Raw genomic sequence first — 24,678 nt, forward strand, 5'->3', positions numbered from 1 at the left:
GGTCAGAGGGTGAGGCCGCCGTGCACCTCGAACACCGATCCGGTCACGTAGGCCGCACGGTCGGAGGCGAGGAAGCCGACCAGTTCGGCGACCTCCTCGGGACGGCCCAGCCGACGCAGCGGCACGTTCTGCAGGATCCGCCCGATCGCGGCCTCGGAGGCACCGCCCACCATGTCGGTGTCGATCAGACCCGGCGCGACGGCGTTGGCCCGCACGCCGCGCGGACCGAGTTCCTTCGCCAGGCTCTTGGTGAAGGCGATGATCCCGGCCTTGGAGGCGGCGTAGTTGGCCTGCCCCGCGTTGCCGGAGATCCCGGAGACCGAGGAGAGGTTGACCACGCACCCGCGGCCGCGCTTGGCCATGCCGGGCACCGCCGCCCGGCACAGGTGGTAGACCCCGTCCAGGTTGACGTTCAGCACCTGCCGCCAGTCCTCGTCGCCCATCAGCACCAGCGGACGGTCCCGGGTGATGCCGGCCGACGCCACCACGGTGTCCACCGGCCCCAGTTCGCGCTCCGCCTCGCGCACCCAGGCCCGTACGGCGGTACCGTCCGAGGTGTCGCAGCGGGCCGCGACGACCCGGGTGCCCAGCTCCGCCGTCTCCTTCAGCAGCGACTCGGCGGCGGCCTCGTCGGACCGGTAGCAGAAGGCCACGTCGTGGCCGTCCCGGGCGAGCCGCAGCACGACCGCCCGTCCGATGCCCCGCGAACCTCCGGTCACCAGCGCGGTCATGACGTCACCTCGAGGAGTCGCAGTACGGCGACGGCGACGGTGCCGTCCCGGTCCACCGCCGAGACCAGCGCCACGCGGCCGGCGGCCGTCGGGTCGGCCCCGGCGATCACGAGCACCGCCGCGATCTGCAGCGTCGCGGACGCGGCGCCGGTGTCGCCGAGCAGTGCCATCGACGGGATCCGGTCCAGTGCCTCCGGCGGCACCAGCCCGGCCAGCGCGGCGTGCTCGGCCGCGCCCTCCGGGGTCGGCGCGGCCGTGGGGACGGCGGCCCACACCTCCTCCGGCGTGACGCCCGCCCGGTCGAGGGCGCGGCGCGCGCAGGAGGCGACGGCCGCCTGCGGGTCGTCGTCCACGTCGATGCCGGTGGAGACGTCCAACACCACGGCAAGCGGCGGCAGTTGGCCGGCGGAGGCCGGTTCCAGCAGCAGCAGCCCACAGCCCTCGCCGAGCAGCGGGGCGGGCTCCCCGGGGGTGCCGGCGGCCTGCTCCAGCCAGGCCTGGGTGGGGGCGAACTCCTCCGCGGAACCGACCAGGCAGTTGTCGGCGCGGCCCTGGTCGAGCAGGCGGCGCGCGTAGTTGAGGGCGAGCAGGCCGCTCACCCGGCCGCCGCCGACCGTGGCGTTGGGGCCGCGCAGGTCGTGCCGGATCGCGGCGGCCCCGGCGGAGTGGTTCATCACGCAGCCCGGGATCAGGCCGACGTCGACGTAGAAGGGCCGCGCGTTGGTCAGCGAGCCCCGGATGACCGCGGCCATGGTCTCCTTGCCGCCCATGGTGGTCCCCATGACCAGGCCGGTGCGTTCGTCGGTGCGCGGTACGGGCCCGCCCTCCGGGTCGGCCAGCAGCTGGTCCGTGGCGAGCAGGGCCATGACGGCCAGCCGGTCGAGGGTGTAGCTGTAGTCCTGGCCGAGCAGACCGGGACGGTCGAGGTCGGGTACCAGGCAGGCGTCGGGGCGGGGCAGTCGCGGGCCGTCGGGCTCGGTGCGGGCCGCGGCCAGGCCCGAGCGCACCCCGTCGGCGAAGTCCCGCCGGGAGAGGCCGTGCGCCGAGACCGCCGACCAGCCGGTGATGACGAGACCGTCGGCCGGCACGGGGACTGCTTCCGCGGGCGCGGACATCAGACACGCTCCTTGAGGGAACCGAGGATCAGGACGGCGTTGTTGCCGCCGAAGGCGCTGGAGTTGTTCTGGACGATCCGCACGTCAGCCGTGACCGCGTGGTTGGGGACGCAGTCCACCGGGCACTGCGGGTCGGTCTCCTGGTGGTTGATCGTCGGCGGGATGAACCCGTTGTGGATCGACAGCGCGCAGGCGGCGGCGGCCAGGGCGCTGGCCGCGCCCATCGAGTGGCCCAGCATCGACTTCAACCCGATGGTGCGGGGCGGGTGTTCGCCGTAGACGTCGACGATGGCGCCGGCCTCGGCGGCGTCGTTGGCGCGGGTGCCGGTGGCGTGCGCCGAGATGTAGTCCACCTGGTCCTTCTTGACTCCCGCGTCGGCCAGGGCGAGTTCCATGGCCCGGGCGACGCCGTCCCGGCTGGGCGCGGTGGGGTGCTGCGCGTCGCAGGAGAGCCCGTAGCCCAGGACCTCGGCGTAGATGCGGGCACCGCGGGCGAGGGCGGACTCCAGGGACTCCAGCACCAGGACGCCGCCGCCCTCGCCGGTGAGGATGCCCTTGCGGTGCACGTCGAACGGCCGCACCACGTCGGGGGTGATGGCGCCGAGCCGCTGGAAGGTGGCGAAGGTCTTGCGGCACACGGCGTCGGCGCCGCCGCACAGCGCGATGTCGGCCTCACCGGAGCGGATGACGTCCAGGCCGTAGCCGATGGAGTAGTTGCCGGCCGCGCAGGCCGTGGTGAGGGTGACCGCCTCCGCGTCGCGCAGCCGCAGTTCGCGGGCGACCGCGGTGGACAGCCGGCCCGAGCCCAGGCGCCGGGCCAGCACCGGGTCCAACGCGTCGGGGCCGCCGTCCCCCAGCTCCTGCTCGACCAGGGTGCCGAGGTCGTGGGACTCGCCGTCGGTCGTGCCGATGCTGATCAGCACGTGCCGGGCCGCGAGCTCCTCGTCCGTCAGCCCGGCGTTCTCGACGGCCTGACGGGCCGCGGCGACGGCGAAGTGCCCGGCGCGACCGGTGTAGTCGAGCGGGATGTTGCGGATCCAGCGGGCCGGCTCGAAGTCCTCGACCTCGGCGGCGTTCTTCCGCAGGAATCCGGTGGTGTCGATCCGGGTGAGCGGGCGGGCTCCGGAACGGCCCTCCCGCAGTGCCACGGCGTACTCGTCGGCACCCGTGCCTATGCTGCTGATGACGCCGATGCCGGTGACAACGACGGTGCGGCGGCTGCGGGCCGCCGGCCGGGAAGCAGTGGACAAGGGACTCCCTACCATCCCGCCGCGCGCGCGGTGACCCGGTGGATCGCCTCGACGTTGACCATCTCGGGCAGTTCCTCCATGTCGATGACGATGGTGAACTCCATCTCGATCGCGCTGAGGACGTCGATGAGCTTCAGCGAGTCCACGCCCAACTCGTCGACCAGGTGCGTCGAGTCGCCGAGGGCGGAGAACTCGACGCCGATCTGCTTCGCGACGATCTCCTTGATCCGGGTGTAGTGCTCAGGGGTGACGGTGGACATGGTTCTCCTTTGAGCTCGACGCTTCAGGCCCCGGTGGTTCCGGACGCCAACCTAGGAGGCTCCGATGATTGGCAACTGACATCCCGCTGACGTTGGATCACCGCCCGACGGCGCGCCGGAATCCGCGCAGCGCGGCGGGTACGACGGCCAGCAGCACGACTCCGAGCGAGCAGGCGACGACGACCCCGGGGTGGGTCGCCGGGAACCCGGCGGCTGCCGGCCCGGTCGGCTCGTTGCCCCACAGGTGGCGGCAGACGGTGATGACGGAACTGACCGGGTTCCACTCGGCCGCCGGGCGGAGCCAGCCCGGCAGCCCGCTCACCGAGACGTAGGCGTTGGACAGGAAGGAGAGCACGACCAGGATCAGCGCCCCGGTGCCGTCGATCGCCTCCACGTTCCGCATGGTGGTGCCGAGCAGGATGCCGACCCACAGCATGACGAAGGAGAACGCGAGCAGCACCGCGAAGCCGGCCGCGATCCGCCCCGGCCCTCCGTGCGGGCGCCAGCCGAGCAGGAGGCCGAGACCGGAGACGGCCGCCAGCCCGGCCGCCGCGGTGAGCATGTCCGACAGGGCGCGGCCGACGAGCACGCTGCTGGCCGATATCGGCAGCGAGCGGTAGCGGTCGACCAGTCCGTCGCGCAGGTCGACGGCCACGCCCAGGGCGGTCGGCCCCACCCCGGCCAGGGCGACCTGGGCGGCGATCCCGGCCATGATGTAGTCCTCGTAGGAGGCCACGCCGGGGATGGCGATCGAGTCGCGGAACAGGTAGCCGATGGCGATCAGCATGACGGCGGGGGTCATGGTGACCAGCAGCAGCCTGCCCGGCGACCGGCGCAGATGGCGCAGGTGGCGGCCGGTCAGGACTGCGGTGTCGGCCAGATAGGCGGCCAGCGCCGTCATGGCTGATCGGTTCCTTCCGAGGAGGGGGCGCCGGTCGGGGCGGCGGCCCCGGTGAGGGCGAAGAACACGTCGTCGAGCGAGGGCCTGCGGACCTGGAAGTCCGCGGCGGTGATGCCGCGGCCGCGCAGTTCGGAGGCGGCCAACGCGACGTCGTCCAGCCCGTGTTCGAGCGGGACGGTGACCCGGCAGCCGTCCTCGTGGACGGTGGGGGCGCGGCCGCCGAGCGCGGCGAGGGCGGCGGCCGCCGCCCGCAGCTGTCCGGGCTGGGCCACGGTCACCTCCAGGCTGTCCGTGCCGACCTTGCGCTTCAGCTCGTCGGGGCTGCCCTCGGCGACGACCCGGCCGGTGTCGATGACCACGACGCGGTCGGCCAGCTCGTCCGCCTCCTCCAGGTACTGGGTGGTCAGCAGGACGGTGACGCCGCCGGCGACCAGGCCGCGCACCTCGTTCCACAGCACGTTCCGGCTGACCGGGTCGAGGCCGGTGGTCGGCTCGTCGAGGAACAGCACCTCGGGCTCTCCGACGACGCAGGCGGCCAGGTCGAGCCGGCGGCGCATCCCGCCGGAGTAGGTGCCGACCGTCCGCTCCGCGGCGTCCAGCAGCCCGAAGCGGTCGAGCAGTTCCTGGGCGCGCGCCGCCGCGCCGCGCCGCCCGAGCCGCAGGAGCCGGCCCAGCAGCACCAGGTTCTCCCGGCCGGTCAGCAGCGCGTCCACGGCGGCGTACTGCCCGGCCAGGCCGATGCGGCGGCGCACCGCGCGGGGGTCGCGGGCGACGTCGTGTCCGGCCACCACGGCACGGCCGCCGTCCGGTTGCAGGAGGGTGGCGAGGATCCGGACGGTGGTGGTCTTGCCGGCGCCGTTCGGGCCGAGCACGCCCAGCACCGTCCCGGTCGGTACGGCCAGGTCGATGCCGTGCAGGGCGGTGTGGGTGGCGTAGCGCTTGCTCAGCCCCTCGGCGAGGATCGCCTTGTCGGTGGACACCGGCTAGCCCCGGTTCCGCAGGCTCAGCGGTCGCATGTCGGTCCAGTGCCGCTCAATGTGCTCGACGGCGCCGGCGCGGTCGGTCTCGGCGAGCGCGACGGTCCAACCGTCCGGCAGGTCCGCGAAGGACGGCCACAGCGAGTGCTGGTCCTCCTCGTTGACCAGCACGAGGAAGCGGCCCTCGGGGTTGTCGAAGGGGTTGCTCATGAGTTGTCTCCCAGGTCGTCGGAGGTCGTGCGGTGGGTGGCGGCGGGGGAGTGCAGGGCGGCCAGCCGGTGTTCGACCAACCGGCCGATCGCGGCGGCCGGGCCCGGGCCCAGCATGTCGGCGTGGGCGCAGGGCACCGGGTGGACGTCGACCCCACCGGTCACGTACCGCTCCCAGGTCTTGGCGCGGATCCGTACGTCCTGCCCGTCCAGGGACCCGGTGGCGACCAGCAGGGTCATCCCGCCGTCGAAGGTCTCCGGGGTGTGGCCGCGGAACAGGTCGACGTTGGCGCGCATGACCGTGAGCAGCCGGGCCAGGGCGGCTTCGTCGAAGGCCGCGAGCGGGCCGCCGGTCCGGGCGAGCAGGGCCGCGACGGCCTCGACGGTGGGCCGGGGCAGCACGTCGGCGCCGAGGCCCGCCTCGGTGAGGAAGTCCGTGAGGAACTCCTCGTCCGTGGGCTGCGACTCGGGGGCGGAGTCCGGGTAGGCGTCGAGGTTGGCGAGGAAGGCGACCTCCTCGCCCTCGGCGCGCAGCCGCACGGCCATCGCCTGCGCCACGATGCCTCCGTAGGACCAGCCGAGCAGGTGGTAGGGGCCGCTGGGCCGGACGGTCCGGATCAGGGCGACGTAGTCCTCGGCGACGGCGGCGAGGTCGCCCGGCGGGGTCTGCTCGCGGGCGAGGCCGGGCGCCTGGAGGGCGTGGACCGGCTGCTCCGGGTCGAGGTGACGGGCGAGTTCGGCGAAGGGCAGGCCGAAGCCCAGGCCGCCGTGCACGCAGAACAGCGGTGCCCGGGATCCGCCGGAGCGGATCGGCAGCAGCGGGGCGAGCAGGTCGACCGGGTCGGCGGCGGCGGCCGGCCGGCCGGACTCGTCGGGGCGGCCCGCCACGGCCAGTTCCGCCAGGGTGCGGTACTGGAAGACGGCGGCCAGGTCCAGCCGCAGCCCGGCCCGTCCGGCGGCGTTCACCAGGCGGATGGCCTTGAGGCTGTCGCCGCCGAGCGCGAAGAACCCGTCGTCGGGGCCGACCGCCGCCCGCCCCAGCACCTCGGCCGCCGCCTCGCAGATCACCCGCTCGGCCGGTGTGCGGGGCAGGGCGGGGGCCGTGTCCACCGGCGCCGGGGCGGGCAGCGCCGCGGTGTCCAGCTTTCCGTTGGGCGTCAGCGGCAGCTCCGGGAGCAGCACGAACGCGCCGGGGACGGCGTGGGCGGGCAGGGTCCGGCCCAGGTCCCGCCGGAGGTCCGCCGGTTCGGGGTCGGGGCCGTTCGACGCGGGCACCAGGTAGGCGACCAGCAGGCGGTCCCCGGAGCCGTCGTCCCGGACGGTGACGGCGGCCCGGGCGACCGACGGGTGCGCGGCCAGGGCCCGTTCGACCTCACCGGTCTCGATGCGGTAGCCGCGGACCTTCACCTGGTGGTCGCTGCGGCCCGTGAAGTCCAGGCGGCCGTCCACGTCCCAGCGGACCAGGTCGCCCGTGCGGTACATCCGGGTGCCGGGCGGGCCGAAGGGGTTCGCGACGAAGTGCCCGGCGGTCAGCCCGGGGCGGCCGAGGTAGCCGCGGGCCAGTCCGGGGCCGGCCACGTACAGCTCGCCGACGGCGCCGTACGGGACGGGGCGCAGGGCCTCGTCCAGGACGTACACCGAGGTGTCGCCGATCGGCAGGCCGATGGGGACGGAGGAGGCCTCGGGCGCCAGCTCGCGCACCTGGTGGACGGTGGCGATGACGGCGGCCTCGGTCGGCCCGTAGGCGTCCACCACCTCGGTGCCGGGCAGGGCCTGGCGCAGCTTGCGCACGTGCTCCGCCGAGACGGCCTCGCCGCCGGTGAGCAGCAGCCGCAGCGGGGCGAGGCAGGCCGGGTCGAGGTCGGCGATGACGTTGACCAGCCGGGGGGTGAGCAGGGAGACGGTGACGGCGCTCTCCCGCAGCAGCGCGCCGAGCCGTCCGGGGTCGGTCGGCCCCGGCGGGTTCACCGCCAGCCGGGCGCCGTGCGCCAGGGCCGTCCACACCTCGAACACCGAGGCGTCGAAGGCCGGCGAGGCGTTCCACAGGAAGGTGTCCGCGCGGGCGAAGCCCAGCGCGGGCATGCCGTGCACCAGCCGGGCGGTGGCCCGGTGGGAGACGCCGACGCCCTTGGGGGTGCCGGTCGAGCCGGAGGTGTAGATGACGTAGAGCAGGTCGTCCGGGTCGGGCCCGCCCGCCGAGGCGGTCTCGGGGAGGGCGTCGATCTCCCGGCGGGTGCGCGGGTCGTCCAGGCAGACGGCCGCGCAGCCGCCCTCCGGGTCGGCGCTCGCCGCCTCGGCGGCCAGGGACCGCTGGGTGAGCAGCACCCGGGCGCCGCTGTCGGTGACCATGTGGCGCAGCCGGGCGGCCGGGTAGGCCGGGTCGAGCGGCAGGTAGGCGGCACCGAGCCTTGCCGCCGCCAGCATGGCGACGACCGCGTCCGGCCCGCGTTCCAGGCACAGCGCCACGATGTCGCCCCGGCCGACGCCGCGGGACGCCAGATGGCGGGCGGTCCGGTTGGCGGCGGCGTCGAGTCGGCGGTACGTCATGGCGCCGTCGAGGCCGGTCCCGGCGCCGGTGGCGAACAGCAGCGCGGTCGCCTCGGGCGCGGTGGCCAGGTGGGCGTCGAACAGGGCGGTGACCGTGGTGCGGGGCGTGTCCACCGGCCCCTCTCCCAGCGCGCGCAGGTCGCCGCGCGCCTCGGGGGTGAGGACCTCCAGGTGGGAGAGCGGGCGGGTGGGCGCGTCGGTGGCCGAGGCCAGCAGCCGCAGCAGCGCGGCGGCGAGGCGCCGCACGGTGCGCTCCTCGAACAGGTCGCTCGCGTACTCGACCGCCAGGTCCATCCGGTCGGTCTCGGGGCCCGCGGTCAGCTGGACGAACAGGTCCCACTTGGCGGTGCTGCCCGCGGTCGGTACCGGCTCCATCGTGAGGTCCGGGCCGGTGTCGGGGACGGGATCGGCGTCCCGGCAGTCCAGGATGACCTGGAACAGCGGATTGCGGGACAGCGACCGCTCCGGATTGAGCGCCTCCACCAGGCGCTCGAACGGCAGGTCCTGGTTCTCGTAGGCGGCCAGGTCGAACTCCCGGACCCTGGAAAGGAGTTCGGAGAACGAAGGATCGCCCGAGGTGTCGGTGCGCAGCACCAGGGTGTTGACGAACATGCCGACCAGGCCGTGCAGTCGGGCGTCGCCGCGCCCCGCGACCGGGCTGCCGAGGGGGATGTCGGTGCCGGCGCCGTAGCGGGTGAGCAGGGCCGCGAGCCCGGCCTGCGCCACCATGAACAGGCTGGTGCCGGAGTCGCGGGCGAACGCCCTCAGCGCGCGGACGAGTTCGGCGGGCAGGGGCAGGTGCACCGCGCCGCCCCGGTGGGTGGCGAGGGCCTGCCGGGGGCGGTCGAAGGGCAGCCCGATCTCGACCGGCAGTCCGTCCAGTGCCCGGCTCCAGTGGGCGAGTTGCCGGGACAGCTCGCTGTGCGGGTCCTGCTCCGAGCCGAGCAGCTGCCGCTGCCACAGCGTGAAGTCGGCGTACTGTACGGGAAGTTGGGCGAATGCGGGGGCCCGTCCGGCGAGCCGGGACCGGTAGGCCTCGGCCAGGTCGTTCGCCAGCGGACCCAGGGACCAGCCGTCGGCCGCGATGTGGTGCAGCACCAGCGCGAACACGTGGTCGTCGGGTGCCAGCGCGAACAGCGTGGCCCGCAGCGGGGGGCGGACGGCGAGGTCGAAGCCGCGGGCGGCCTCGGCGGCGAGCGCCCGCGGCAGCTCCTCCTCGGTGCAGTCCACCAGGGGCAGCGGCAGGTCGACGGCCTCCGGGGCGAGCACGCGCTGCTCGGCGCCGGTGCCGTCGCCGCCGACGGCGGGGAAGACGGTCCGCAGCGACTCGTGGCGGGTGACCAGGTCGCGCAGCGCCGCCCGCAGCGCGTCGGCGTCCAGCGCCCCGCGCATCCGCACCGCGAAGGGGACGGCGTACAGCCCGTCGGGCACCCCGAGCCGCTGCAGGAACCACAGCCGCTCCTGCGCGTGGGAGAGCGGGACGGACGCCGGCCGCTCCCCGGCGACGAGTTCGGGGAGCGCGCGGGGCTCCGCGCCGTCCGCGTCGGAGCGCTCCGGGCGGGCGGCCAGCAGGGCGGCCAGGGCGGCGGCGCTGGGGGCCTCGAACACCTCCCGCACCGACAGCGGGCTGCCGAGCCTGGCCCGCACCAGGTTGGCCACCCGCGCGGCCAGCAGCGAGTGCCCGCCGAGGGCGAAGAAGTCGTCGTCCGCGCCGACCGGGTCGAGGGCGAGCACCTCGCCGAGGATCGCGCACAGCTCCCGCTCCTCGGCGGTCTCGGGCAGCCGGCCGGCGGCGGTGTGTTCGGGGGCGGGCAGTGCCCGGACGTCCACCTTGCCGTTCGGGGTGACCGGCAGCGCCGCGAGCACGACCAGGGCGGCGGGCACCATGTGGGCCGGGAGGGCCGCGGCGGCGTGCGCCCGCAGCTCCTCCACGTCCAGCCCGGCGCGGCCGGAGGGCACCGCGTAGCCGACCAGGCGGCGGTCCCCGGGCCGGTCCTCCCGGACCGTCACCGCGACCTGGGCGACGGACGGGTGGCCCCCGAGCACGGCCTCGATCTCGCCCGGCTCGATGCGGAAGCCGCGCAGCTTGACCTGCTGGTCGGCGCGGCCGACGTAGTCCAGCGCGCCGTCCTCCAGCCGGCGCACCACGTCGCCGGTGCGGTACATCCGGGCGCCGGGCGGCCCGAACGGGCAGGCGGGGAACCGGGCGGCGGTCAGGCCGGGACGGTCGTGGTAGCCGCCGGCCAGCCCGGGGCCGGCCACGTACAACTCGCCGGCCACACCGGCCGGCACCGGCCGCAGGGCCGAGTCGAGGACGAACAGCCGGAAGGCCGAGACCGGTGTGCCGATCGGCGGCCTGCCCGCGCCGTGCAGCGGTTCGCTGACGCTCGCGCAGACCGAGGTCTCGCTCGGCCCGTAGGCGTTGCGCAGCTCGACCCGGGCCGACCAGTGTTCGGCCAGGGCCGCGGGCAGCGCCTCACCGGCGGTGAACAGGCGTAGGTCGGAGGGCAGTTCGGCGTCCCCGGGCAGGCCTGCCAGGACGGTCGGCGGCAGCACCGCGTGGTTGATCCGGTGCGCGAGGAACAGGCGGGCCAGCGCCTCCCCGGACATCCGGCTCTCCGCCGTGGCCAGCACCAGGGCGCCGCCGGTGTAGAGCGAGGCGCACAGCTCCCACACCGTGGCGTCGAAGCTGAACGACGCGAACTGCAGGGCCCTGGCCCCCGGCCCCGCGCCCAGCCGGGCGGCGTGGTGGGCGGCCAGGTTGACGGCACCCTCGTGCGGGACCACGACGCCCTTGGGGCGGCCGGTCGACCCGGAGGTGTAGACGACGTAGGCGGGGCTGCCCGGTGCGGCGGCGGCCGGGCGCACCGGGGCCCCCGGGTCCGGCGCCGGCCGGGAGTCCGGCAGGTCGAGGTCGACGCGCGGCGCGGCGCAGCCGTCCGGCAGCCGGGTCGCCGAGGTGGTGACCACCAGCGTGGGGGCCGCGTCGGTGAGCATGTAGTCGATCCGCTCGGGCGGATAGGCCAGGTCGACCGGCAGGTACGCGGCCCCGGCCTTGAGCACCGCGAGCAGTGCGACGATCATGTCGGCGCCGCGCGGCAGGGCCAGGGCCACGAAGGTGCCGGGGCGCGCGCCGGACGCCGCCAGCCGCTCGGCCAGCCGGTCCGAGGCGGTGTCGAGCTGCCCGTAGTCCAGGGTGCGCGCCGCGGCCGGGTCGTCCGGCCGGTCCTCGTCCGGGACGATCAGGGCGGGTGCCCCGGGGTTCCGCTCCGCGTGCCCCCGGAACAGCTCGTGCAGGGTGGCGCCGCGGGTGCGGTCGTCGCGCAGGTCGAGGCCGGCGCCCGGCCCCTCGGGGGCCTCGCCGCCGCCGACGATCCGGGCCAGCGGGGTGTCGGGGGCCGCGGCCGTCCGCTCCAGGGCGTCGACGAACAGGTCGAGCGCGCGGGCGGCCGTGCGGGCGCCGTCGCCGTCGAACGCGCCGGGCGCGTGGGCGAGGGAGAAGTCGAGCCCGTCGCCCGGGGTCACGGTCAGGCCCACCGCGAAGTGGGTGGCGGTGCGCACCCTGATGTCGTCGAGCACCAGGGCGCGGTCGTCGGAGGGCGCCGTCCGTGCCATGGGGTAGCTCTGGAAGGCGACCGCGGTGTCGAACAGTTCGCCGCGCAGGCCGGCCGCGGCCTGGACCTCGGCGAGCGGCAGGTGGGTGTGCGGCAGCAGGTGCACCTGCTGCCGGGCCAGGGCGCGGACCAGCTCGGCGACGGTCCGGTCGGGACGCAGCTCGGCGCGCACCGGCACCGTGTTGGCGAACAGCCCGATCATCGTCTCGACGCCCGGCAGCTCGGCCGGACGGCCGGAGGTGACGGTGCCGAAGACCACGTCCTGGCGGCCGGACAGGTAGCCGATCGCCACCGCCCAGCAGGCCTGCACGGCCGAGTTGAGGGTGACGCCCTCGGCCGCGCACCAGGAGGAGAGCGCCCGGGTCAGCGCGGGGGAGAGGGCGGCCGAGCGGACCGCGGGCAGCGCCCCGGCGTCCTGTCCGACGGAGTGCGGCGCGAGGCGCAGCGGGCCGTCGAGGCCGGCCAGGGTCTCGGCCCAGGCGGCGCGGGCGGCCTCCCGGTCCTGCCCCGCCAGCCAGCGCAGGTACGTCCGGTACGGGGCGGGCTCGGGCAGCGGCTCGGCCCCGGCGAGGCCCGCCAGGGCGAGCAGCTCCCGCGCGGCGAGCGGCATCGACCAGCCGTCCAGCAGCAGGTGGTGCACCGACCACAGCAGCCGGTAGCGGCGCCGGCCGAGCCGGATCGCGGTGAACCGCATCAGCGGCGGCCGGGCCGGGTCGAAGCGCTCCAGCCGGTCCTGGTCGGCGATCCGGTCGGACTCGGCACGGCGCCTGCGGTACGGGAGGCCCGCCAGGTCCACCTCCCGCCAGGGGACGTGGACCGAGCCCTCGTCCAGGACCACCTGGACGATCTCGCCGTTGCGGCGGGGCCGGAAGCAGCTCCGCAGGTGCGGGTGGCGGCCCAGCAGCGCCGCCGCCGCCTCCCGGAGGCGGTCGACGGGCAGCTCGCCCTCGACCCGCACCGACAGCTGGAGGACGTACGGGTCGGGTCCGCTTCCCTCGGCGGCGAGGTAGTGCAGCCCCTGCTGGAGCGGGGAGAGCGGCAGTGCTTCGACGATCCTCGGCTTGCCCGTCACAGCATGTCCTCGTTCAAGTCGTTCTCCATCAGGGCCAGTTCGTCGTCGTCGAGGGCCAGCAGGGGCTCCTCCGGCGCGGCGGGCGGCGCGGGCCGGTGCGCCTCGGCGACCTCGGCCAGGGCCGCGACCGTCCGGCCGGCGAACACGTCCCGCACGGCGAACACCAGGCCTTCGAGGTGCGCCCGGCTGACCACCTGGATCGCCCGGATGCTGTCGCCGCCGAGGGTGAAGAAGTCGTCGTTCGCGCCCACCCGTTCGACGCCCAGCACCTGCGCGAAGACGGCGCACAGGGCCTCCTCGCGGGCGGTCCGGGGCGCGCGCGGCGCGGCGGCGGGGCCGCCCGGTGCGGCGGCCGGCGCCGGGGCGGCCGCCGCACCGGCCCGCGGCCGCAGCGGCGAGCCCGTGCGGGCCAGCGTGGTGCCGGGGGCGGTGGCGGCGAGGTGCAGCAGCGCGGTGAACCGCTCGGCGACCGCGGCCACCCGCTCGGGCCGGAAGGCGGTGGGCAGGTAGTCCAGCCGCAGCCGCAGCCGGTCGCCGTCCGGCAGCACCGCCATGCTCAGCGGGTGGTGCCGGGCGTCGCGGGCCTCGGCGCGCAGCACCCGCACCCGGTCCGTTCCGGCGCCGCCCGAGGCCGCACCGGAGCCGATCGGGAAGTTCTCGAACAGCAGCACGGTGTCGAAGGCCTCGCCGACGAGCCCGGCGGCCCGGTGGATCTCGGCCAGCCCGAGGTGCTCGTGCGGCAGGAGCTCGGCGCGCTCGTCCTGCAGGGTGCGCAGCAGGCCGCCGAGCGTGGCGTCGGGGTGCAGCCGGACCCGTACGGGGACGGTGGTGAGGAACATGCCCACCATCGACTCGATCCCGGGGACCTCCGCGGGCCGGCCGGCCGTGATCGCGCCGAACACCACGTCCTGGGAGCCGGTCAGTTCGCCGAGCAGCAGGGCCCAGCAGCCCTGCACCACGGTGTTGACGGTCAGGCCGGCGGTGCGGGAGGTGGCGAGGAGCCGGGCGGTGAGCTCCGGGTCGAGATCGAGGTGCAGCGACTCCGGGAGGGAGAGCGCCGCCGCGTCCGCGGCCGGGGCGACCAGGGTCGGGCCGGGGAGCTCGGCGAGCGAGCGCCGCCAGGCCTCGCGCGCCGCCTCGCGGTCGCGGGCGGCGAGCCAGGCGTGGTACCGGCGGTGCGGGGCGGGCCCCGGCAGCTCGGCCTTCTCGGTGACGGTGGCGCCCTCGCCGCCCGCGCCGCCGCCGCCGTACTCGCCGCCCTCGCTGTACTCGGCGAGCAGGGCGAGCAGTTCCTCGACCAGGATCGGCATCGACCAGCCGTCGACCAGCAGGTGGTGGCTGGTCCACAGGAACCGGTACCGCTGCGGCCCGGTCCTGAGCAGGGTGAAGCGCAGCAGCGGCGGGGCCGCCAGGTCGAACCGGCGGGTGCGCTCCTCGTCGGTCAGGCGCTCCGTCTCGGCCGCCCGCTCCGACTCCGGAAGGTGCGTCAGGTCGACGTCTTCCCAGGTGAGTTCGGCGTCCGAGGGGATCAGCTGGACGGGGTCCCCGGAGGCGCGGTGGAGGAAGGCGGCCCGCAGCGCCGGGTGGCGCCGCAGCAGCGTCCGGCCCGCGGCCCGCAGTGCCGCGGGATCGAGCTCGCCCTCCAGGTCGGCGGCGATCTGCAGGGTGTAGACGTCCACCCCGTCCTGCTCGGCCTCGTGGTGGAACAGCAGCCCGCGCTGCAGCGGGGTGAGCGGCAGCACGTCCGAGAGCGCCTGCCCCGGGGTGAGCGCGGGGCTCGCCCCGGCCAGCTCGGCCTCGTACCGTTCGATCTCCTCCTGGTCGAGGGCGACCAGCGGGAAGTCGGCCGGGGTGGCGCCGCCGGCGTCCGGCGACGCGGCGTACTCGGCCAGGGCGCGCAGCGCCCGGAACCAGGCGTCGGCCAGTTCCCCGACGGACTCCCGGTCGAGGATGCCGTCGGCGAAGGTCCAGTTGGCGACCAGGTGCGGGCCGTCGGCGCGGTCCTCGGTGGCCGGGGTGAGCGCGAGGACGTGCTCCAGCGGCATGGCCGGCTGGGTGCCGGTGCCGACGATGCCGTCCCCGGTGACCGGCGACCAGAGCACGTCCTCCCGGGCGTCGAAGCGGCCCATGTAGTTGAAGCCGATCTGCGGCCGGGGGTACCGGGAGAGCAGCCGCGCGGCCTGCGGGTTGAGGTGGCGCAGCAGGCCGTGGCCGATCCCGTGCTCGGGCACCTCCCGCAGCTGCTCCTTGACCAGCTTGACCGCCCGGCCGAGTGCCTGGTGGGGCCGGGGGCCCGGGTCGAGCCGGACCGGGTGGATGCTGGTGAACCAGCCGACGGTGCGGGACAGGTCCAGGCCGTCCGCGATCTCCTCGCGGCCGTGGCCCTCCAGTTCGATCAGCGTGGCGCTCGTGCCGTCGCCGCGGCGCCGCAGCCGCCAGTCGGCGACGGCGACCGCCAGGGCGGTCAGCAGGACGTCGTTGACCTCGGCCCGCAGGGCCGCGGGGACGGTGCTCAGCAGCAGCCCGGTGACCTCGGGCGGGAGCTCGGTGCGCAGGGTGCCGGCGGTGGCCCTGACGTCCCGCGCCGGGTCCAGCCGGCGGGGGCCGAGCAGTGGGTCGGGGCCGGTCAGGACGCGCTGCCACACGGCCAGTTCGGCGCCGCGCAGCTCGGTGCGGGCCCGGTCGGTCAGCAGCCTGCTCCAGGCCCGGAAGGACGTGCCGACCGCCTGGGGCTCGGGCCGGCGGCCCTCGGCGAGGGCGGCGCAGGCGGCCGACAGGTCGGTCAGCAGGATGCGCCAGGACACTCCGTCGACGGCCAGGTGGTGCCCGACCAGGAGCAGGACCTGCTCGTCCGGCGCCGCCGCGGGGCCGGGGATCAGGACGGCGCGGACCATCCGGGCCGTCGCGGGGTCGAGCCGGCTGCGGGCGGCCGCGGCCTGCCGGTCGATCAGCCGGAGCAGCGCCGACCGGTCCGCGGGCGGCCGCTCGTCCGGCAGGGTGAGGACCAGGCCGTCGTCGGCGGGGACCGCGCCGCGCGGGAGCACCTCCGTCTGCCACAGGCCGGGGGCCGGCTCGGTGAGCCGCGTCCTGAGGGCGTCGTGGTGGTCGATCAGGGACCGCAGCGCGGCGGTCAGCCGGTCGGCGCCCAGCCCGGCGGGCACCCGGACGGCGATGTGCTGGCTGAAGGCGGCGGCGGGGCCGGTCGTCGAGCCGGTGTCCTCCTGGAGGCGGGCGGCGATGGGGGTGAGGTCGAGGACGCCCGCCGGCTCCACCTGCCCGCCGTCATGCCCGGCGCCGGTGGCCGGTCGGGCGATCCGGGCGAGGACGCGGGCGGTGCGCCCGGTGAAGACGTCGCGGGTGCTGAGCACCAGGCCCGCGCGGCGGGCCGCGCCGACCACCTCGATGGCGCGGATGCTGTCGCCGCCGAGGGCGAAGAAGTCGTCGTCCGCGCCGACCCCGGGCAGGCCGAGGACCTGGGCGAACACCGCGCCCAGGGTCTGCTCGGCACCGTTGCGCGGCCCGTGCGCCGGGTCGGCGGGGGTGGCGTTCATGGCGTCGCCCACGGCCGGGCCGCTCGGTGCCGAAACGTTTCCGCCTGGCGCGGGCAGCGCCTTGCGGTCGACCTTGCCGTTCGCGGTCAGCGGAAGCGCGTCCAGGACGACCCACCAGCCCGGCACCATCCAGGCCGGCAGGACCGCGCCGACCCGGTCCCGCAGCAGGGCCGCGTCGACGCCACTCGGGGCGGCCACGTAGCCGGCCAGTCCGGAGCCGTGCGCGACCACGACGGCGTCCAGGACACCCGGTACCGCGCGCACGGCCGCCTCGATCTCGCCCAGCTCGACGCGCCGGCCGCGGACCTTCACCTGGAAGTCGCGCCGTTCGACGAACTCCAGCTGTCCGTCCGGACGCAGCACCACGCGGTCGCCGGTGCGGTACATCCGGGTGCCGCCGCCGGCGAACGGGTCGGCCGGGAAGACGGAGGCCGTGCGGACCGGGTCGCCCACGTAGCCGCGGCCCACCCCGACACCGCCCACCCAGAGCTCCCCGGGCACGCCGACGGGCATCGGGCGCAGCCCGTCCCCGAGCACGTACAGCCGGGTGCCGCGCACCGGGCGCCCGATCGGCACCCGCCCGGCGGCCGCGTCCTGCGGGGTGACGAAGGCGTGCGTCACGTCGTCGGAGCACTCCGTCGGCCCGTAGGCGTTGACCATGCCGATCCCCGGGAAGCGGGCGTACCAGCGGGAGCACAGGTCGGCCGGCAGGGCCTCCCCGGTGACCATCAGCCGGCGCAGGCCCGGAAGCCGGGGGGCCTCCCCGCGGGCGTCCCACAGGTCGAGCGCGGCGCGCAGCAGGGAGGGCACCACCTCCAGCACGGCGACGTCCTCGTCGACGGCCAGGGCGAACAGGGCGTCGGGGTCGGCGGCCGTCTCCGGGTCGGCGACCACGGTGCAGCCGCCGACCAGCAGCGGCGACAGCAGCTGCCAGACGTGCACGTCGAAGGTGAGCGGGGCGTTGGCGACGACCCCCTCGCCGGGGCGCAGCGCCAGGTCGTCCACCTTGGCCCGCAGGTGGTTCAGCATGCCGTCCCGGTGCACCATCGCGCCCTTGGGGCGGCCGGTGGAGCCCGAGGTGAACATCACGTAGGCGAGGTCCTGGCCCGATCCGACCGGGGGCACGGCCCGGCCATGCGCCGCCCGGCCGTCCGAGGCCGGTTCCAGCGGCAGGACCGGGACGGCTCCGGCCAGTTCGGCGGCCTCCCGGCCCTGCTCGTCGAAGCCGTCGCCGGTGAGCAGCACCGTGACCCCGGCGTCGCCCAGCAGCGAGGCGGTGCGGGCGGCGGGCGCGGCGACCTCCAGCGGCAGCCAGGCCGCCCCCACCGTCTGACAGGCGAGGATCGCGGCGAGGTAGCCCGCGCCGGGCCGGGTCAGCAGGGCGACCACGGTGTCCGGGCCGCAGCCCGCGGCGCGCAGCCGGGCGGCCACGCCCTCGACGCGGCGCTGCAGTTCGGCGTGGGTCAGCCGGCGGGCGCCGTCGACCACGGCGACGGCGTCGGGCGTACGGGCGGCGGCGGCCCGCACCAGCGCGATCGTGTCCTCCCGGGTGGCCCCGGCGGCGGGGCCGGTGAGCAGCCCGCCCGGCTCCCCGGGAAGCACCACGTCCAGGCGGTCGACGACCGTGTCCGGCGGGCAGCTCGCGAAGGCGCGCAGGAAGGCCCCGAACCGGGCGGCGTGCGCGGCCAGTTCGTCGCCGTCGTACAGCTCGCTGTTGCCGTCCAGGTGCAGTTCCAGGGAGCCGTCGCCGGTGTTGAGGACGGTCAGGATCAGGTCGTTGACGATGCCGGTGGACAGGTTCACCACCTGGCCGCGGCACGGGCCGAACTCCAGCACCGGCTCCTGGTCCAGGACGTTGACGAACGGCCCGAAGGGGCGCCGGTCGTCCGTGCGCAGGCCGAGGTCGCGGCGGATCCGCTCGCCCCGGTAGCGCTGGTGCCGCAGCGCGTTGGCGATCTCGACCCAGGCGGCGCGCAGCAGTTCGTCGCGGGTCGCGCCGTGGCGCACCGGTACGGCCAGCGGAAGGTAGTTGGCGACCATCCCGGGGACGCCGCGGGCGGCCGCACCGACCCGGGCGGTGACCGGCAGGGTGAGCAGCGGCTCCTCCAGGCCGGTCATCCGCTGCACGTAGGCGGCCATCGCCGCGGCCACCAGGACGGCCGGGGTGGCCCCGGCCCCGGTGGCGGCGGCGCGCAGCCGGTCCGCGTCGGCGGCGTCCAGCACCTCGGTGCGGCGCAGGGCGACGAGGCCGGGGGCGGGTTCGCGGGTGGAGAGCGAGGACGGCTCGGGCGAGCCGGTGGTGAGCCGGGTGGTCCAGTAGGCGCGGTCCTTGGCGAGGCGCGGCGACTCCCGGTAGGCGGTCTCCGCGTCCAGCAGCAGCCGGAACGGCGGCGGCGCCGACGGGGCGAGACCCGCCTCGTCGCCGCCGGCCGCGAGGTGGCCGTAGATCGCCGCGAGGCGCGGGTGGACCAGGTTGCGGCTGTACCCGTCGGACAGGATGTGGTGCATGCACAGGTAGAGCCGGTGGTGCTCGGGGCCGAGGCGGAGCAGCGCGGTGCGCAGCAGCGGCGGTTCGGCGGCCTTCATCGGCAGGTCGAGGTCGCGGAGCATCCACGCCTCGGAGGCGGCCACCGGGTCCGGTTCGGCGCCGAGGTCGACCAGCGTGAGGGAGCCGTCCGCCGGCGGCGCGACGGACTGGCCGACCACCCCGTCGTGCTCGGTGAAGCGCACCCGCAGGCCCTCGGCCTCCACCGACAGCCGTCGCAGGGCGCGTTCCAGCAGTGCCGGGTCGAGGGGGCCGCGCAGGTCGACGTAGTCGCCCATGGCGTAGCCGAGCGGCCCGGTCGTGAACTGCTCGTCGTACCAGATCTCGGACTGCGCGGCGGTGAGCGGCAGGTTGCCGCCAGGGGACACGGTCAACGCGCTGCCCGCCCTTCGTTCCGGTCCTCGCCGCCGGCCAGCGCCGCGTCGCCGAAGGTGCCGCGGACCCAGTTGTCGTCGTAGAGGGTGTCGAGGTAGCGCTCGCCCAGGTCGGGGGCGATGGTGACGGCCGTGGTGCGGCGGTCGGCGCCGTTCTCCCGCAGCCAGGCGAGTGCGCCGCCGACCGCGGTCCCGGTCGATCCGCCGAAGTGGTAGCCGTGCGCGGCCAGCCGGCGGCAGATCCGCACCGTCTCCTCCTCGTCGACGTGGACGACGGAGTCGACGAAGGACTCGTCCAGGAGCGCCGGCCGGATGCTGGTGCCGAGACCGGGGATGTGCCGCGGGCCCGGGGCCCCGCCGAAGGTGACGGAGCCGACCGAGTCGACGGCGACCACCCGCACGCCGGGCCGGTGCTCGTGGAAGTAGCGGGCACAGCCCATCAGGGTGCCGGTGGTGCCGGCGCCGATCACCAGGACGTCGAGTGCGGGGAAGCGGTCGGCGATGGCGGGCGCGGTGGTGCGGTAGTGGGCCATCCAGTTGCCCGGCGCCTCGTACTGGTTGAGCCACACCACCTTCTCGTCGGCGGCGCACATCTCCCGGACGTAGCGGATCCGGGCGCCGAGGTAGCCCTCGGTGGGGTGCGCCTCGGTGATGACGTGGACGTCGGCGCCGAACGCCTTCATGGTGCGGCGGGTGGCCGCGTTGCAGCGGGAGTCCGTCACGCACACGAAGCGGTAGCCGCGGTCGGCGGCGAGCATGCTGAGGGCGACGCCCATGTTCCCCGAGGAGGACTCGACCAGGGTCGAGCCGGGGCCGAGGACCCCTGCCGCCTCGGCCTGGGCCACGATCTCGCGGGCGGCCTTCAGCTTGATCGATCCGGCGAAGTTGAACCCCTCCACCTTGAGGTAGAGCTGTCGGGCGAAGATCGGATGCAGATCGACGAACAGATCGCTGACGTCGAATTCGTGCGGCGCAGATATGACAGGCATGGCAAGCTCCCGGCCGTCGGCGGTACGTCGTGACGTCGACAGCCTCGAGCTTCCATCCGGGCTCTGACCGGGCTCTGACCGGGCGCTGACACGATGCTGACGTGACGTCGCCGGGGCCTGCCGAGCGGCCCGGACGTCCACCGTCCGCGCGCCCGGAGGCGGCGCCCCCACCGGGTGCGTGGCGTGTTCCTCGGAGGCTCACACCGGCACGGGTGACGGGAACCGCCTCCGCTTCGGGCGTTCGGTCATCGACGCTCGGACCACTATGAGGGGCCGGGGGGGCCGTCCGCCCCGGCGTCTGTCCGTCCCAGCAACTCCGCCGCGGCCGAGTCGAGTTGGCGGGCCACCCATTCCCCCAGCGTCACCTGGGAGCGCTCGGCCGCCCGCTGCCACTGGCCCAGGCGGTCGCGGTCCACCACCATCCGGGGGAGCGAGGCCGTCTCGCGCGGTTCGGGGACGGCCCGGCGACCGCCCTTGATCTCCGAACGCAGCCGGTTCCTCGACCACTGGTGGTACTCGGCGAGGGCCATCCAGAGGTCCTGCTCGTAGTCGGGGAGGGCGGCCACCTCGGCGTGGTGCCCGAAGCTGAGTCCTTCCCGGCGCCGCGGCGGCTCGAACCGCCTCGCCACCCAGACGTAGTTGCGGATGGTCTGGTAGTCCAGCCCCGCCGCCTCCATGGCCCGCCGGTAGCGATCGGGGAAACGGTTCCGGCCGAAGAGCACCCAGTCGCCGAGGCACCAGGCGGAGGAGTCGGCCATGCGCGCGAGGCCGACGCCGGCCCGCTCCCAGTCCTCGAACGACACCGCCCCGGGAACCCGCAGTCCCACCTTCGTCATCAGGATCCGAGAGCCTGCGTTCCATTTCTCGATTGCAGTCAATTTCGCTTCCCCGCCCCTCGTAAGCCCGGCTCTCCACCAGGCAGTTTCCGCTACCGCACGTTCCCGTTCACCGATTGGCAGGGTGAATGCCCGCATTCCAAGATCCACGATCTTGGAATGGCCGTGGTATTCCGCCCGATCCGCCAATCGCGCTCGATCGGCGGCGGGCGAAGTCGCCCGCCGCCGTGAATACTCGCCAGTAGGCGTGCCTAAAAGCGGCCATACGGTCCTATACGCCCTTCGCTGTCGTGGCGGCCGCCGCCCCGCCCTGTCCCGCCGGCGGGACAGGGCGCCCCCTGCGCTGCTTCCGTGCGCCATGGAAATCGCACAGGTGCCTTGGCGTCCCATCTGATTTCGGCTGTAATGTTCGCCGTCAGGTCGCCCATTGATTCGGCCCCTCCAGGGGTGCCACTGGGACGCGGGGGAATTTCATGTACATCACAATGCTGGGACCGCTGCGCGCCGCAAGCGGAACCGGATCTGCCGCTTTGGATGCCAAGAAGGTCCGCATAGCGCTGGCCGTGCTGGCCCTGCGCGCGGGCCAGGTGGTCAGTTTCGACGAACTCATCGACGAACTGTGGGGGGAGGCCCCGCTCAAGAACACGAGAAACTCACTCCAGGGCATTGTGGCCCGGATGAGAAGATCGCTCGGACGCATCGAACTGGACCCGACCGACCAGGGCGCCGTCCGCACCGTCGGCAACGGCTACGTGCTGGACATGCCCGCGGACCGGCTCGACGCCGACCGCTTCCTGCGGCAGGCCGCGGAGGGCCGCGGCCTGATCGGACGGTCGCCGCAGAAGGCCGCCGAACTGCTCCGCGGCGCGCTCGCCATGTGGTACGGACCGGCGCTGGTCGACGTCGGCGACGGTCAGCGCTGCCGTGCCGCCGCACTGCGCCTCGACGAACAGCGCAGGCTCGTCCAGGAGGATCTGATCTCCGCCCAGCTGGAGGCCGGCGAGGCCGGGGCGGTCGTACCGGAGCTGAAGCAGTTGCACGCCGAACACCCCGAGCGGGAGCGGTTCAGCGAGCAGCTGATGCTCGCGCTGTACCGGACCGGCCGGCAGTCCGAGGCGATCGCCACCTTCCACCGCACGCGCAAGCAACTCGACGACGAGATGGGGCTGTTGCCCAGCCGTCAACTGCAGCGGCTCTACCAGGCGATCATCAGTCAGGACGCGTCGCTGTCGCGCTGACCTCGCGTGGGGGGGGGGGCCGGGCCCCGCCCCGGGCCCCCCCCCCCCCCGGGGGGCCCCCCCCCCCCCCCCGGGGGGGCGGCGGGGGGGGGGGCCCCCCCGCCGCCCCCCCCCCGCCGCGGGGGGCCGGCCCGGGGGGGGGGGGGGGGGGGGCCCCCGGGGGGGGGGGGGGGGGGGGTTGGGGGGGGGGGGGCGGGGGGGGGGGGGGCCCCCCCCCCCCCCCCCCCCCCCCCCCCCACGCGAGGTTTCACACCGATTCCCCTGCGGTTGCCAGGGCGGAGGTGCCGACCGGCTCGCCGTCTCCCGCGACCGGGCCGGCCGGGGCCTCGGGCCGCTGCCCCAGCCGGGCCGGCCACCAGACCCACCGGCCCAGCAGGGCGATCACCGAGGGCAGCACCACGATCCGGATCAGCGTCGCGTCCAGCAGCACGGCGCAGGCCATGCCCACGCCCAGCTGCTTCATCTCGATGAAGGTCAGCGAGGCGAACAGGGCGAACACCGAGATCATCACCAGGGCGGCGCCGGTGACCACGCCGGCGGAGCGGGTGATGCCCTGCTCGACGGCCGCCCGGACGGACAGCCCGGAGGCGGCCGCCTCACGGATCCGGCCGACGACGAACACGTGGTAGTCCATCGACAGCCCGAGCAGGATGACGAACAGGGTGAGCGGCAGCCAGGCCACCACCTTGCCCGTGGACTGGAAGTGCAGCAGCCCGTCGGCCCAGGTGTGCTGGAAGACCAGCTCCAGCACGCCGAACGAGGCCGCCGCGGAGAGCACGTTGAGCACGACCGTCACCACGGCCAGCACGATCGACCGGAACGCCAGCGCCGTGACCACGAAGGTCAGGGCCAGGGCGAAGCCCAGGACCCACGGCATCTTGTCCACCACCTGGGCCCGGTAGTCCACGTCGTAGGCCACGTCGCTGCCGCCGACCGCCCACTTCACGCCGGGCACCTGTCCCACCGTGGCGGGCACGAGGTCGTTCCGCAGCCGGCTGAGCGACTCCCTGGCCTCCGCGGAACCGCTGCTGAGGCGGGTGCCGATGCCGACGGAGGCGTACTGGCCGCCGTGCGAGGTGATGATCTCGGGGGCGGGGGTGGAGGTGAACAGCGGGTCCTGGCCGGTGCGTTGCACCAGGGTCTCGAGCGCGGTGCGGAGCTGCCCGACGCCGGCCTCCGGCACCTGGGCCACCACCAGCTGGGTGTCGGACTGGATCGGGAAGAACTGCGTCAGCCGCGCCTCGGCCTGCATGGCGGGCATGCTCCGGGGCAGGTCGTCCACGCCCGTCGCCTTCAGCTTCAGGTTGAGGGCGGGAGCCGCCAGCGCCAGCAGCGCCACGGCGGACAGCAGCAGGCTGATCAGCGGGTGCCGCAGCGCCGGCCGGAGCAGCGCCGACCACACCCTGCCGCGGTCCCCGCGGCCCTGCAGCCGCCAGATCAGCGGCACCCGCGGCCGCTCCAGAGCCCGGCCGAACAGCACCAGCAGGGCCGGCAGCACGGTGAGCGAGGCGGACATCGCGATGGCCACCACCAGGATGCTGCCGGTCGCCATCGCCGTGAAGGCCAGGTTCCCGCCCAGGTAGAGCGCCGCCATGGAGAGCATCACGACGGTGCCGGAGACCACCACGGAGTGGCCGGAGGTGGCGGCGGCCAGCTCCACGGAGTCGACCTTGCCCAGGCCCCGCGCACGCTCCTCACGGAAGCGCTTGAGGTAGAACAGCGAGTAGTCCACGCCCACGGCCATGCCCATCAGCACGATGAGCTCGCTCACCGCACCGGGGTCCGGGACGAGTTGGGAGGCGGCGCCCCACAGGCCGAGGCCGGCCAGCACCGCGGACAGGCCGAGCACCACGGGGACGCCGGCCGCGACGATGGCGCCGCAGACGAACATCATCACCAGCAGGGTGATCGGCAGGCTCAGCACGGTCGCCTGCTGCACCTGCTCGCCCAGCATCGTGTTGAGGGCGGCCCGGACGGTGTCGGGGCCGACCAGTTCGACCCGCACCGCGGGATTGTCGCGCTGCGCGGCCTGCACCGCGTCGACCAGCGGCTGCACCCGGTCCGGAGCGGTGTCCTGGTCGCCGGTCATGACCACCGGCACCAGCAGCGCCTGCCCGTTCGAGGCCGGCACCTGCTCACCCGTCGAGGCCACGTCGGGCAGGCCCTTGAGCCGGCTCGCCGCGTCCGTGGCGGCACGGTCGGCGGCCTGCCGGTCGAGCTCGCCGTGGAGGGCGGTCACCAGCAGCGCCTCGGTCGGAGGCTGCGCCAGACCACCGCTCTTGGCGATCGTGGTGGCCTGCGCGGACTGCCCGATCGAGAGGTCCGTGTTGGTGGCGACCTTCGTTCCGGTGCTGCCGCCGACGGCCAGCGCGACCACCACGAAGACGACCCAGATCACCAGCGCCCACCACGGGTGGGTCGCACTCCACCGCGCCGACCTCGTCAGCACATTTCGGTTTCCCACGTCCC

13 protein-coding genes are annotated in these 24,678 nt (G+C 75.2%); 1 reads left to right on the forward strand and 12 read right to left on the reverse strand.

Annotation, left to right across the window (positions count from 1 at the left end; genetic code table 11):
• Positions 1–2: 2 nt before the first annotated feature.
• The 11 genes from fabG to ACGF0D_RS07780 form a co-directional block, all read right to left on the reverse strand.
• Positions 3–731, reverse strand: a complete 729-nt coding sequence (fabG, locus tag ACGF0D_RS07730; RefSeq protein WP_392914309.1) for a 3-oxoacyl-ACP reductase FabG — start codon at positions 729–731, stop codon at positions 3–5.
• Complete coding sequence (locus ACGF0D_RS07735; protein ID WP_392914310.1) at positions 728–1,846, reverse strand: beta-ketoacyl synthase N-terminal-like domain-containing protein; 1,119 nt, start codon at positions 1,844–1,846, stop codon at positions 728–730. Before ACGF0D_RS07735 ends, fabG begins: the two co-directional genes overlap by 4 nt.
• Positions 1,846–3,111, reverse strand: coding sequence for a beta-ketoacyl-[acyl-carrier-protein] synthase family protein (locus ACGF0D_RS07740; RefSeq protein ID WP_392868115.1), 1,266 nt, complete (start codon positions 3,109–3,111; stop codon positions 1,846–1,848). Before ACGF0D_RS07740 ends, ACGF0D_RS07735 begins: the two co-directional genes overlap by 1 nt.
• The gene (locus ACGF0D_RS07745) at positions 3,105–3,356 is read right to left on the reverse strand and encodes an acyl carrier protein (RefSeq protein ID WP_392868112.1); all 252 of its coding nucleotides are present in this window, start codon (positions 3,354–3,356) and stop codon (positions 3,105–3,107) included. The genes ACGF0D_RS07740 and ACGF0D_RS07745 overlap by 7 nt, the downstream gene beginning before the upstream one ends.
• A 97-nt stretch (positions 3,357–3,453) precedes the next feature.
• Positions 3,454–4,257, reverse strand: a complete 804-nt coding sequence (locus ACGF0D_RS07750) for an ABC transporter permease (RefSeq protein WP_392914311.1) — start codon at positions 4,255–4,257, stop codon at positions 3,454–3,456.
• Complete coding sequence (locus tag ACGF0D_RS07755) at positions 4,254–5,237, reverse strand: ATP-binding cassette domain-containing protein (protein WP_392914312.1); 984 nt, start codon at positions 5,235–5,237, stop codon at positions 4,254–4,256. Before ACGF0D_RS07755 ends, ACGF0D_RS07750 begins: the two co-directional genes overlap by 4 nt.
• Before the next feature lie 3 nt (positions 5,238–5,240).
• Complete coding sequence (locus tag ACGF0D_RS07760; protein ID WP_392868104.1) at positions 5,241–5,444, reverse strand: MbtH family protein; 204 nt, start codon at positions 5,442–5,444, stop codon at positions 5,241–5,243.
• Complete coding sequence (locus ACGF0D_RS07765) at positions 5,441–12,676, reverse strand: amino acid adenylation domain-containing protein (protein ID WP_392914313.1); 7,236 nt, start codon at positions 12,674–12,676, stop codon at positions 5,441–5,443. The genes ACGF0D_RS07760 and ACGF0D_RS07765 overlap by 4 nt, the downstream gene beginning before the upstream one ends.
• Positions 12,673–19,140, reverse strand: a complete 6,468-nt coding sequence (locus tag ACGF0D_RS07770) for an amino acid adenylation domain-containing protein (protein ID WP_392914356.1) — start codon at positions 19,138–19,140, stop codon at positions 12,673–12,675. Before ACGF0D_RS07770 ends, ACGF0D_RS07765 begins: the two co-directional genes overlap by 4 nt.
• Positions 19,141–19,142: 2 nt before the next feature.
• The gene (gene sbnA, locus ACGF0D_RS07775) at positions 19,143–20,135 is read right to left on the reverse strand and encodes a 2,3-diaminopropionate biosynthesis protein SbnA (protein WP_392914314.1); all 993 of its coding nucleotides are present in this window, start codon (positions 20,133–20,135) and stop codon (positions 19,143–19,145) included.
• A 263-nt stretch (positions 20,136–20,398) separates the two neighbouring features.
• Positions 20,399–20,971, reverse strand: a complete 573-nt coding sequence (locus tag ACGF0D_RS07780) for an LmbU family transcriptional regulator (protein ID WP_392914315.1) — start codon at positions 20,969–20,971, stop codon at positions 20,399–20,401.
• A gap of 530 nt (positions 20,972–21,501) precedes the next feature.
• On the opposite strand from ACGF0D_RS07780, the gene ACGF0D_RS07785 reads away from it, so the two are divergent.
• Positions 21,502–22,209, forward strand: a complete 708-nt coding sequence (locus tag ACGF0D_RS07785; protein ID WP_392868095.1) for a BTAD domain-containing putative transcriptional regulator — start codon at positions 21,502–21,504, stop codon at positions 22,207–22,209.
• Positions 22,210–22,456: 247 nt separating this feature from the next.
• Here the strand turns inward: ACGF0D_RS07785 and ACGF0D_RS07790 are convergent, their stop codons facing one another.
• Entirely contained in the window at positions 22,457–24,673 is a 2,217-nt protein-coding gene (locus ACGF0D_RS07790; protein WP_392914316.1) for an MMPL family transporter, read from the reverse strand.
• Positions 24,674–24,678: the final 5 nt, after the last annotated feature.

Source organism: Kitasatospora sp. NPDC048298 (assembly GCF_043201465.1).
Classification (GTDB): domain Bacteria; phylum Actinomycetota; class Actinomycetes; order Streptomycetales; family Streptomycetaceae; genus Kitasatospora.